We start from the raw sequence: 12,067 nt of genomic DNA on the forward strand, positions 1-12,067 counted from the left end.
TGCTCAGCCGTTGCGGTCGGTGTCACGGCGGCGGCGCATCAAGCTGATGACGGCGCCCATGCCGGCCAAGGCCAAGGCATAGCTTTCGGGCTCCGGCACAGGCGACACATACCAGTTCACCGAGTACAAGCCCGAGGTGGGTCCCGTCACCTTGAAGCTGTAGTCCGTGCCGGCGTCCAGGCTCAGGCCGGCGAAGCTGGTGCCGGGGCCGGCCAGCAGGTCAATGCCCTTGTACAGCGAGAAGCTCACGCCCGTGGCGCCAGGGATGACGAAGCCCAGGTCCAGCGATTGCGGCGTGATCGTGAACGAGGCCAGCGAGGACGATGACAGCGAGAACAGGATCGTGTCGTCGATCGAGGCCAGCCCCAGGAAGATGGCGCTGCCGGGCGAGGGCGCCACGCTCAGGTCACCGATGCTCTTGGTGAACGCGTTCGCGGACGAGCAAACCGCCAGGGCCGCGATGGCACCCACCACGGTCGATCGGATTCGGACAGGAACTTGGAAACTTGTTTTCATGGCTGACCCCTTGAAGATGACAACGAACCAAATGCAGTGCTAACCCTTAGGCATGAAGCATGCCAAGCGTCAACAGGCCACCAAGCTCGGTAAATCGGCCAGTCATGCACACCGATGGCACACGGCGCCCCGTGGTTCCCCTTCGAACGAGGGGTGAATTTGCACCATGATGCGTTGCCGCCTGTCGCCAAAGAAGTGCACGCCCCACCCCGATACACTTCGGGCATGAAGCGTTTTTTGGTGGGCGGCGCTGTCCGCGATCGACTCCTTGGCCGTCCTGGCAGCGACCGGGACTGGGTGCTCGTGGGCGCCACGCCCGATGAGCTGGTGGCCTTGGGCTACACCCCGGTGGGCCGCGATTTCCCGGTTTTCCTGCACCCTGACACCAAAGAGGAATGCGCCCTGGCCCGCACCGAGCGCAAGACCGCGCCCGGCTACCGAGGCTTCGTGGTCCACGCGGCGCCCGACGTGACGCTGGAGGAAGACCTGGCCCGGCGCGACCTGACCATCAACGCCATCGCCGAAGACGAATCAGGCCAGTTGATCGATCCCCACGGCGGGCAGCGCGACCTGGCTGCCCAGGTTTTGCGCCACGTCTCACCCGCGTTTTCGGAAGACCCGGTGCGCATCCTGCGCCTGGCCCGCTTCGCCGCGCGCTTCGACGGTTTCACCGTGGCGCCCGAAACCCTGGCCCTGATGCGCGACATGGTCGAGCAAGGCGAAGTGGACCACCTTGTGCCCGAACGCGTCTGGCAGGAACTGTCGCGTGGGCTGATGGAGAGCAAGCCTTCGCGCATGTTCGAGGTGCTGCGCGAGTGCGGCGCCTTGGCCCGCCTGCTGCCCGAGGTCGAGCGCCTGTGGGGCGTGCCGCAGCGCGCCGACTACCACCCCGAGGTCGACACCGGCGTGCACCTGATGATGGTGCTGGACATGAGCGCCCGCCTGAACGCCGACCTGGCCGTGCGCTACGCCTGCCTGTGCCACGACCTGGGCAAGGGCACGACGCCTGAACACGTCTTGCCGCGCCACATCGGGCACGAAGAACGCAGCGCCCGCCTGCTCAAGGACGTGAGCGAACGCCTGCGCGCACCGGTCGATTGCCGCGAGTTGGCCGACGTGGTGGCGCGCGAGCACGGCAACATCCACCGCAGTGGCGATCTGAAAGCGGCACCGACTCTTCGGCTGTTGGAGCGTTGTGACGCCATCCGCAAGCCGGGGCGCTTCAAGCAGGTCTTGCTGGCCTGCGAGTGCGATGCGCGCGGTCGGCTGGGCATGGACGAGCAGCCCTACCCCCAGGCCGTGCAATTGCAGGCGGCATTGGACATCGCCTTGGGCGTGGACACGGCCAAGGTCGCTAAAAAGTGCATGGAGGCGGGCAAGCAGGGACCGGCCGTGGGCAAGGCGATCCAGGATGCGCGCGTCAAGGCCATCGAGATCGCTTGGGCGAAATCCCGGGCTGAAGGCGACAAGAAATGATGCGGTGAACCATGGACTCAAGGGGCCTTGCACATTCGCAAGGCCCCTTGGAGTTCACTGGACTTCGGTACGACTGACGCTTTAGAGATCAGTCCGCCTGCTTGCGCAGAAAAGCGGGGATCTCGATCTCGTCCATGCCATTGCTGGCCAGGGCATCGACCCGGGCGCTGGCCTGGGTGCGGCCCGAACGCCAGACGCTGGGCGTGTTCAGGTTGTTGAAGTCGTTGTGGCCCGAGGTGGCGCCCATGCCCAAGCCCGTGGACGCCCCACCCACCTGGTGGTTCAGCACCGGCAGGTTGTCCGTGCCCGTGCGGGCAAAGACCTGGCCATGCGCTTGCGCGGCGCTGTGCACCACCGACATCGGCGCTTGCGCACGGCGGCCAGCGCTCAGGCCCGTGGCGATCACGGTCACGCGCAGCTGGTCGCCCAGGCTTTCGTCGTAGGCCGTGCCGTAGATGACATGCGCCTCTTCCGCGGCATAGCGGCGGATGGTGTTCATGGCATTGCGCGACTCGCTCAGCTTGAAGTTGCTCTTGCCCGCGGCAATCAGCACCAGCACGCCACGCGCGCCCGACAGGTCGATGCCTTCCAGCAGCGGGCAGGCCACGGCCGATTCAGCCGCCTTGGTGGCGCGGTCCGGGCCCGACGCGGTGGCCGTGCCCATCATCGCCTTGCCAGGCTCGCTCATCACGGTCTTGACGTCTTCGAAGTCGACGTTGACCAAGCCCGGGATGTGGATGATGTCGCTGATGCCGCCGACGGCGTTCTTCAGCACATCGTTGGCCTGCTTGAAGGCCTCTTCCTGGGTGATGTCGTCGCCCAGGACTTCCAGCAGCTTCTCGTTCAGCACCACGATCAACGAGTCGACGTTGGCTTCCAGCTCGGCCAGGCCAGCGTCGGCCTGCTTCATGCGGCGGCCACCTTCGAACTCGAAAGGCTTGGTCACCACACCGACGGTGAGGATGCCCATCTCTTTGGCCACGCGCGCGATCACGGGCGCAGCGCCCGTGCCCGTGCCACCGCCCATGCCGGCGGTGATAAAGACCATGTGCGCGCCGTCCAGGGCGGCCTTGATTTGCTCCACAGCCTCTTCGGCCGCCACGCGCCCGGCTTCGGGCTTGGACCCCGCGCCCAGGCCGCTGTTGCCCAGCTGCATCTGCATGTCCGCGCTGGAGCGGTTCAATGCCTGGGCATCCGTGTTGGCGCAGATGAACTGCACACCCTGCACACCCTGGGCGATCATGTGGTCGACCGCGTTGCCGCCGCCGCCACCCACCCCGATCACCTTGATCTGGGTTCCCAGGTCGAAGTTTTCAATCATTTCGATTGCCATGTCGTACCTCCAAATATTTCAAGCAGTTGCCAGTGAATAAGAAAAGTCGAGCCAGTGAAGCTCTTCAGAAATTACCAATGAACCAATCACGCACGCGTCCGAACAAGGTCGTGACCGACCCTGCCTTCTGCGCCGCCTTCATCCCGCGCGTTCGCGCGAGTCTTGCCTCTTCGAGCAAGCCCATGACGGTGGCCGAGCGCGGGCTGGCCACCATGTCGTGCAGTGCACCCGAGTACAAGGGGATGCCCTTGCGCACGGGTTTGAGGAAGATGTCTTCGGCCAGCTCCACCATGCCCGGCATGACCGCCGAGCCGCCGGTGAGCACGATGCCCGATGACAGCAGCTCCTCGTATCCAGACTCGCGGATCACCTGGTGGACCAGCGAGAAAATCTCTTCCACCCGCGGCTCGATCACGCCGGCCAAAGCCTGGCGCGAGAGCATGCGCGGGGCGCGGTCACCCAGGCCGGGCACCTCGACCTGTTCGTTCGGGTCGGCCAGCATCTGCTTGGCCACGCCGTGGTCGACCTTGATGTCTTCAGCGTCCTTCGTGGGCGTGCGCAAGGCCATCGCGATGTCGCTCGTGATCAGGTCGCCAGCGATGGGGATGACGGCCGTGTGGCGCACCGAGCCATCGGTGAAGATGGACACGTCGGTGGTGCCGGCGCCGATGTCGATCAGGGCCACGCCCAGCGATTTTTCGTCTTCGGTCAGCACGGCCGCACTCGATGCGCTGGGGTTGAGCACCAGTTGCTCGGCTTCCAGGCCGCAGCGGCGCACGCACTTGACGATGTTCTCGGCCGCGCTTTGCGCCCCGGTCACGATGTGGACCTTGACCTCCAGCCGGCCACCGCTCATGCCGATGGGCTCTTTGACCTCGTGGCCGTCGATGATGAACTCTTGCGGCTCGACCAGCAGCAGGCGCTGGTCGTTCGGGATGTTGATGGCCTTGGCGGTTTCGACCACGCGCTGCACGTCGATGGGCGCCACTTCCTTGTCGCGCACGATGACCATGCCGGTCGAGTTCTGGCCGCGGATGTGGCTGCCGGTGATGCCGGTCCAGACGCGGCTGATCTTGCAGTCGGCCATCAACTCGGCTTCTTTCAAAGCCTGCTGGATGGACTGCACCGTGGCGTCGATGTTGACGACCACGCCGCGCTTGAGGCCGTGGCTGGGCGCCACGCCCAGACCGGCCAGGCGCAAGTCGCCACCGGGCATGACTTCGGCCACCACCGCCATCACTTTGGCGGTGCCGATGTCGAGTCCGACAACCAGATCCTTGTATTCCTTGGGCATGGTGTGTGTGCTGTTGGGTTCGGTTAACGTTGTTGCTGCTGTTGACGTTGGCGGGCGGCCCAGGCCGCGTTCTGCGCCGCCAGCTTGGCCTTGAGCGCCGCCTTGCTCGCCGCTTCCTGCAGGGTGGACACGCCGCGCAGCTTGACGGCGTAGCCTTCGGGATAACGAAGATCGGCCTGCACCAGCGGCGCAGGATATTGGCGGTGCAGTTCAGGCACGGTGCGCACGAAACGCTCCAGGCGCTCGGCCACCTCGTCCTCGGTGCCACGGCCCAGTTCGATGTCGGCACCGGTGTCCAGCTCCAGGCTCCAGGAGCCGCGGTCGGTCAGGCGCAGGGTGTCGATCTCGGCCTGCAGGGGCCCGACCAGCGGTTGCAGTCGGTGCAGCATGGCCAGCATCACGCGCGATTGGTCGGGCGAAGGATGGGCGGGCGCGGCCAAGGTGGGCAGGGGCTCGTCCTCCACATCGCCCAGGTTGGCATCGAAGACTTCGCCGAAGGTGTTGACCAGTTGGTCGTCGCGGTCTTCATGGCGCCAGTAGGCGGCGGGGCGGTGCTCTTCAAGCGTGACGCGCAACTGGTTGGGCCACACACGGCGCACGACGGCGCGGCGCACCCAAGGCACGGCCTCGAAGGCATCGCGGGCCTTGAACAGGTCCTGGTTGAAAAAACCGCCGCTCAGGTGCGGCACGGCGTTGGCGCGCACAGTGGCCAGGTTGTTGCGTTGCAGCTCGCCTTCGATCTGCAGGCGGCTGATGTTGAAGAAAGGCAAGCGCGACAGCTTCACCAGGCCCGAGGCCAACACCACGGCCAGCGCCAAGCCCACCAGCGCGGCAGACGCGGCGTTCATCCAGCGGATGTCTTGCGGCATCTCGCTGTCTGGGGTGTTGAGGGCGGCGTTGGCCAGCATGGTCTTGGGGTGCTTGCTTACGGGTTGGTGGAAGAGTCCAGCGTGGCCGAAGCCAGCAGGGTGACGCAGAGTTGTTCGTAGCTCAGGCCCGCCGCCTTGGCCGACATCGGCACCAGCGAATGGCCGGTCATGCCGGGCGAGGTGTTGATCTCGAGCAGGAAGGGCTGGCGATCGGACTTTCGGATCATCACATCGGCGCGGGCCCAGCCACGGCACTTGAGCGTGTTGAAGGCGCGCAGCACCTGGCGCTGGATCTCGGCCTCTTCATCGGCATCCAGCTGGCTGGGGCAGAGGTACTTCACGGTGTCGGTGAAGTACTTGTTCTGGTAGTCGTAGTTGCCATCGGGCGCGACGATCTTGATCACCGGCAAGGCCCGGACCTGGCCCTGGACGAAAAGCAGCGGGCAGGTGGTTTCCTCGCCATCGATGAACTGCTCGCACAGCACTTCGGGGTCATGCTGCGCGGCGGCGGCATAGGCAGCGGCGCACTGGGCCGGGTCGGTCACCTTGGTCAGGCCGATGGACGATCCTTCGCGCGAAGGCTTGACGAACATGGGCGCGCCCAGGATGGCCAGGGCCTGTGCGCATTCTTCGCTGCTTGCCACCATGCGCCAATCGGGCGTGGGCAAGCCTTCGAAGCGCCAGATGCGCTTGGTCATGATCTTGTCCATCGCGATGCTGGAGGCCATCACGCCGGAGCCTGTGTAGGGAATGCCCAGCAGTTCGAGTGCGCCTTGCACTGTGCCGTCTTCACCACCCCGGCCATGCAGGGCGATGAAACAGCGGTCGAAGCCCTCGGCCTTCAGGTCTTGCAAAGGGCGTTCGCCAGGATCAAACGCGTGCGCATCCACCCCCTGCGATTGCAGGGCGGCCAGCACGCCGGAGCCCGACATGATCGAGACTTCGCGCTCGGCCGAGGTGCCACCGAAGAGCACGGCGACCTTGCCCAGCGACTGGACATCGATGGTGGGGGCGGTCAGGTGGGGGGTGCTCATGTCTTCTTCCTCAATCCTTCAACAGTTCGACAACCTTGGCCGGCACGCCGCCCATGGAGCCGGCGCCCATGCAGATCACCACATCACCACCGCGTGTGCTTTGTGCGATGGCGGCGGGCAGCTCGGCCATGTCGTCGATGAACTGGGGCTCGACCTTGCCGGCCACGCGCACGGCGCGGGTCAGGGCGCGGCCATCGGCGGCCACGATGGGTTGCTCTCCAGCGGCATAGACCTCGGTCAGCAGGACGGCGTCGGCCGTGCCCAGCACCTTGACAAAGTCCTCGAAGCAATCGCGCGTGCGGGTGTAGCGGTGCGGCTGGAAGGCCAGCACCAAACGCTGGCCGGGGAAGGCGCCGCGCGCGGCGCTGATCACGGCGGCCATCTCGACCGGGTGGTGGCCATAGTCGTCGATCAGGGTGAACTGGCCACCATCGGCGGCGCGCCAGTCGCCATAGCGCTGGAAGCGGCGGCCCACGCCGGTGAACTCGGACAAGGCCTTGGCGATGGGCGCGTCGGGCAGCTCGATCTCGGTGGCCACGGCGATCGCCGCCAGGGCATTGAGCACGTTGTGCACGCCGGGCAGGTTCAGGGTCACCGGCAGGTCGGGCATGACGGTGCCGTTGCGGCGCTGCACAGTGAAGCGCATCTGACCGCCGGGCAAGGCTTCGACATCCACCGCCCGCACTTGCGCGTCTTCGCCGAAGCCATAGCTGATGACGGGGCGCGAGATCAGCGGGATGATCGAACGCACGCCGGGATCATCGGCACACAAAATGGCGGCGCCGTAGAAAGGCATGCGGTGCAGGAAATCGACGAAGGCCTGCTTGAGCTTGGCGAAGTCATGGCCATACGTGTCCATGTGGTCGGCGTCGATGTTGGTGACGACGGACAAGATGGGCAGCAGGTTCAGGAAAGAGGCGTCCGATTCGTCGGCCTCGACCACGATGTAGTCGCCCTTGCCCAAAGCCGAGTTGGCACCGGCGCTGTTGAGCTTGCCGCCGATCACGAAGGTCGGGTCGACGCCCGCCTCGGCCAGGATGCAGGTGACCAACGAGGTGGTCGTGGTCTTGCCGTGCGTGCCGGCGATGGCGATGCCGCGCTTGAGGCGCATCAGTTCGGCCAGCATCACGGCGCGCGGCACCACGGGGATGCGCTTGGCGCGCGCGGCGATCACCTCGGGGTTGTCGCCCTTCACGGCGGTCGACGTGACCACGGCTTCGGCGCCGTTCACGTGCTCGGCATCGTGGCCGATGAAGACCCTGATGCCCAGCGTGGCCAGGCGGCGCGAGGTGGCGCTGTCGCTCTGGTCCGAGCCCGAGACGGTGTAGCCCAGGTTGTGCAGGATCTCGGCGATGCCGCTCATGCCGGCGCCACCGACGCCGACGAAGTGGATGTGCTTGACGGCGTGCTTCATGCGGACGCCTTTCTGGAACGACGGTTCACGAGTTGCTCGATTTCATGGGCGACAGCGGCGGCGGCGTTGGGGCGGGCCAGGGCACGGGCCTTGGTCGCCATGTCCAGCAGGCCATCGCGCGTCAGGGCCTGCAGGCGCTGCGCCAGCGAGTCCGCTGTCAAGGATGTTTGGGGCAGGTGCACGGCGGCGCCATGCTCGGCCATGTAGGCGGCGTTGTCGCGTTGGTGCGAGGTGGTCGACACCACCAGTGGCACCAGGATGCTGGCCACGCCGGCCGCGCACAGCTCGCTCACGGTGATGGCACCGGCGCGGCACACCAGCACGTCGCATTCGGCCAGGCGCTGCGCCATGTTGTTGATGAAGGGCACGACCTCGACATCGCGCACGGTATCGATGCCCAACGCGGCGTAGTCGGCCTTGACGTCGTCGAAATTGGCCATGCCAGTCTGGTGCGTGACCTTGGGGCGCTGGCCGGCGGGGATCTTGGCCAAGGCTTGCGGCAGGACCTTGTTGAGTGTGACCGCGCCCAGGCTCCCGCCGACCATCAGCACGCGCAGCGGGCCCATGCGGCCCTGGAAGCGTTCTGTCGGCGGCGCGATGGCTTCGATCTCGGCGCGCACGGGGTTGCCGGTGACGCGCGCCAGCTTGGTCGAGTTCGCGGCCGGGCCGTCGAAGCCAAAAGCCACGGCATCGGCCACAGGCAGCAAGGCACGGTTGCTCATCAACATGGCCGCGTCGGCGTTGACCAGCACCAACGGCAGGCCGCGCGCCGACGCCATCATGCCGCCGGGAAAGCACACATAGCCGCCCATGCCCAGCACGGCATCGGCTTTGCGCTTGCCCAGGATGTTGAAACATTCGGCGAAGGCCTTGAGCAGGCGCATGCCACCGGTCATGGTGTGCAGCATGCCCTTGCCGCGCAGGCCGTTGAAGGCGATGGTGTCCAGCGGGATGCCGGTGGGCGGCACCAGGCGGTTTTCCATGCCGGTGTCCGTGCCCAGCCAACTGACGGTCCAGCCGCGCTGCTGCAGTTCCTTGGCCACGGCCAGGCCGGGCATGATGTGCCCGCCGGTGCCCGCTGCCATCACCACGAGGTGGCTCATGCGCGCCCCCCTCTCATGAGCTGTCGGTTCTCGATGTCCACGCGCAGCACGATGGCCAAGGCGATGCAATTCAACATCACACCTGAACCACCGTAGCTCATCAACGGCAAGGTCAGGCCCTTGGTGGGCAGCACACCCAGGTTCACGCCCATGTTGATGAAGGCCTGGCCGCCCATCCACACACCCACGCCCTGTGCGACCAGGCCAGAAAAGACCCGGTCCAGCGCGATGGCCTGGCGGCCGATGTGGAAGGTGCGGCGCACCAGCCAGAAGAAAGCGGCGATGACGATGGCGACGCCGATGAAGCCGAGTTCTTCGCCGATCACGGCCAGCAGGAAGTCGGTGTGCGCCTCGGGCAAGTAGTGCAGTTTTTCGAGACTGGAACCCAGGCCTTCGCCGAAGATCTCGCCCCGACCGAAGGCAATCAGCGAATGGGTCAGCTGGTAGGCCTTGCCCAGGGCGTTCTTCTCGGTCCAGGGATCCAGGTAGGCGAAGATGCGCTCGCGCCGCCAAGGGCTCAGCGTCACCATCAGCACGAAGGCGCCCACCAGCACCGCCGTGATCAGGAAGAACATGCGGCCATTGACGCCCCCCAGGAACAGGATGCTCATGGCGATCACGGCGATCACCATGAAAGCGCCCATGTCGGGCTCGGCCAGCAGCAGCAGGCCCACCACGGCCACGGCCACGGCCATCGGCGCCACGGCGCGGAAGAAGCGCTCCTTCACTTCCATCTTGCGGACCATGTAGTCGGCCGCGTACAGCGTGATGGCCAGCTTGGCGAGTTCCGAAGGTTGGAAGTTCATGACCCCCAAAGGCAACCAGCGGCGCGCGCCATTCACGCCTTTGCCCACGTGCGGGATCAGCACCAGCATGAGCATCAACAGCGACACCACGAACAACCACGGCGCCACGCGCTCCCAGGTGGACAGCGGGATTTGCGTGACCACCGCGCCCACCATGATCGACAGGATCAGGAAGAACATGTGCCGGTTGAAAAAATAAGTGGGCGTGTACTTGGCGAACTTGGGGCTGTCGGGCAAGGCGATCGAGGCCGAATAGACCATGATCAAACCCAGCGCCAGCAAGGCCAGCACCACCCACACCAGCGACTGGTCGAAGCCCATCACCTTGGAAGGCTGGGCCAGGATGTTGATGCGGTCGCGCACGGGCAAGGCGCCCATGCCATCGGCCGACTTGGCACGCCAGGCGGTCCACCACGACAGGGGATTCAAGGCGGCGATGTTCATGCAACCTCCCCCCGTTCGATGGCCAATTCGCGCACGGTGTCGGTGAACACCTGGGCCCGGTGGCCGTAGTTGCGGAACATGTCCAGGCTGGCGCAAGCGGGGCTCAACAGCACCGCGTCGCCCGCTTGGGCTTGGTCGAAGGCCCAGCGCGTGGCGGCTTCCAGGCTGTCGTGGCCTTGCAGCGCCAGCGGCTCGCCGTTCGGGGCGTTCAAGCCCGACAGGACTTCGTGCAAGGCGGGGCCATCGCGGCCGATCAAGGCCACGGCGCGGGCGAAGCGGCCGACGGGCTCGACCAGCGGCGCGAAGTCCTGGCCCTTGCCATCGCCACCCAAAATGAGCACGAGCTTGCCGGGCGACAGGTCCGAGCCCAGGCCCTGCAAGGCCGCGACGGTGGCGCCCACATTGGTGCCCTTGCTGTCGTCGATGGCATCGATGCCCGCCACGGTGGCCACGTGCTCGACGCGGTGCGGCTCGCCGCGGTATTCGCGCAAGCCATGCAGCATGGGTGCCAATGGGCAGCCCACGGCCGTCGCCAAGGCCAGCGCGGCCAGCGCGTTCGACGCGTTGTGGCGACCGCGGATGCGCAGGGCATCGGCGGGCATCAGGCGCTGCAGGATGATCTCTTCTTCATCGCCCTTCTTGCGCTTGATGGTGGGGTCGGCCTCCAGGGCGCGCACCAACCAGGCCATGCCGCTTTCAGTGACCAGGCCGAAATCGCCCGGACGTTGCGGTGCGTCCAGGCCGAAGTACACCAGGTCACGGTGCACGACCTTGGCGGGGCGGCCGCGCACACCCGACTTGATCACCTCGGGCTCGGGCACCATGGCCACCACGGCCGGGTCATCGCGGTTGATGACCATGGTGGCGGTCTTGCCGTAGATGCGGGCCTTGGCGGCGGCGTAGGCTTTCATCGTGCCGTGCCAGTCCAGGTGGTCCTGCGTGACGTTGAGCACCACGGCCGCACTGGGTTCGAAGTTGCTCACGCCGTCGAGTTGGAAGCTGGACAGCTCCAGCACCCAGACTTCGGGCAGCACCTCGAAAACGGGCGCGGCGGGGGGTGGCGGGGTCAGGGCAATCAAAGGCGCGTCGGCGTCATCCGCCAAGGCGGCGGGCACGGCCTCTTCAGCCGAGGCATCGGCGTCCTCGCCCGCTGGTCCGACCAGCACATCGGACTCGACCACGTCAGTGGCGATTTCGGTGACCTCGGCCGTCACTTCGCTGGCGGGAATCTCCGCTGGAGCTTCGGGCGCAGGCGCTGGCTCCTGGTCCAGCGCGGTGCTCAAGGTGTCGAGCAAGGTCGGGCCGATGTTGCCGGCCAGGCCCACGCGCTTGCCAGCGCGCTCGATCAGCTGCGCCGTCAGCGAGGTCGTCGTGGTCTTGCCATTGGTGCCAGTGATGGCGATCACCTTGGGCGCGTAGCCACGGTCAAGCTTCAGGTCGGCCAAGGCGGACGCGAACAGCGACAGCTCGCCGCGCACAGGGATGCCCAGGTCATCGGCCTTGTCGACCAGTGCAGCCACCTCGGCCGAGGTGGGGGCCAAACCCGGGCTCTTGAGCACCAGGTTGACACCCTCCAGCAAGCCCAGGTCCAGGCCGACGTGCAAGGTCGCGCCCGGCACATCCTGCGCCAAGGTCGCGGCCTGCGGCGGTGCCTCGCGCGTGTCGGCCACGCGCACGGTGGCCCCGCAACGCACACACCAGCGCGCCATGGCCAGGCCGGAGTCGCCCAGACCCAGGATCAGCACGGTGAGGTCGCGGAGGTAGTGCATGTGTTCGTG

Annotated in this window: 10 protein-coding genes; 1 reads left to right on the top strand and 9 read right to left on the bottom strand. The window is 66.3% G+C overall.

Features of this window, described 5'->3' with window-relative positions:
* Positions 1-3: 3 nt before the first annotated feature.
* Entirely contained in the window at positions 4-516 is a 513-nt protein-coding gene (locus tag ACREB4_RS01640) for a PEP-CTERM sorting domain-containing protein (protein WP_431586446.1), read from the bottom strand.
* 225 nt (positions 517-741) lie between these two features.
* Between ACREB4_RS01640 and ACREB4_RS01645 the strand changes: the two genes are divergently transcribed.
* Positions 742-1,992 carry a multifunctional CCA addition/repair protein gene (locus ACREB4_RS01645; protein WP_431586447.1) on the top strand — a complete coding sequence of 417 codons (1,251 nt, stop codon included), beginning with the start codon at positions 742-744 and terminating at the stop codon, positions 1,990-1,992.
* Positions 1,993-2,080: 88 nt separating this feature from the next.
* Here ACREB4_RS01645 and ftsZ read toward each other — a convergent pair whose 3' ends face one another.
* The 8 genes from ftsZ to murD form a co-directional block, all read right to left on the bottom strand.
* On the bottom strand, positions 2,081-3,325 hold the full coding sequence (gene ftsZ, locus ACREB4_RS01650; protein ID WP_431586448.1) for a cell division protein FtsZ: 1,245 nt from the start codon (positions 3,323-3,325) through the stop codon (positions 2,081-2,083).
* A 64-nt stretch (positions 3,326-3,389) separates the two neighbouring features.
* Entirely contained in the window at positions 3,390-4,619 is a 1,230-nt protein-coding gene (gene ftsA, locus ACREB4_RS01655) for a cell division protein FtsA (protein WP_431586449.1), read from the bottom strand.
* A gap of 23 nt (positions 4,620-4,642) precedes the next feature.
* Positions 4,643-5,527, bottom strand: coding sequence for a cell division protein FtsQ/DivIB (locus ACREB4_RS01660; RefSeq protein ID WP_431586450.1), 885 nt, complete (start codon positions 5,525-5,527; stop codon positions 4,643-4,645).
* Between the two features lie 17 nt (positions 5,528-5,544).
* A complete protein-coding gene (locus tag ACREB4_RS01665) occupies positions 5,545-6,522 on the bottom strand; it encodes a D-alanine--D-alanine ligase (protein WP_431586451.1) in 978 nt (325 codons plus the stop codon).
* Between the two features lie 10 nt (positions 6,523-6,532).
* The gene (gene murC / locus ACREB4_RS01670; protein ID WP_431586452.1) at positions 6,533-7,936 is read right to left on the bottom strand and encodes a UDP-N-acetylmuramate--L-alanine ligase; all 1,404 of its coding nucleotides are present in this window, start codon (positions 7,934-7,936) and stop codon (positions 6,533-6,535) included.
* Positions 7,933-9,039 carry an undecaprenyldiphospho-muramoylpentapeptide beta-N-acetylglucosaminyltransferase gene (gene murG, locus ACREB4_RS01675; RefSeq protein WP_431586453.1) on the bottom strand — a complete coding sequence of 369 codons (1,107 nt, stop codon included), beginning with the start codon at positions 9,037-9,039 and terminating at the stop codon, positions 7,933-7,935. Before murG ends, murC begins: the two co-directional genes overlap by 4 nt.
* Entirely contained in the window at positions 9,036-10,289 is a 1,254-nt protein-coding gene (gene ftsW / locus ACREB4_RS01680) for a putative lipid II flippase FtsW (RefSeq protein ID WP_431586454.1), read from the bottom strand. Before ftsW ends, murG begins: the two co-directional genes overlap by 4 nt.
* Positions 10,286-12,058: a UDP-N-acetylmuramoyl-L-alanine--D-glutamate ligase gene (gene murD, locus ACREB4_RS01685; protein ID WP_431586455.1), complete on the bottom strand. Its 1,773-nt coding sequence runs from the start codon at positions 12,056-12,058 to the stop codon at positions 10,286-10,288. The genes ftsW and murD overlap by 4 nt, the downstream gene beginning before the upstream one ends.
* Positions 12,059-12,067 lie beyond the last annotated feature (9 nt).

It is taken from the genome of Aquabacterium sp., assembly GCF_050725395.1.
Classification (GTDB): Bacteria; Pseudomonadota; Gammaproteobacteria; order Burkholderiales; family Burkholderiaceae_C; genus Aquabacterium.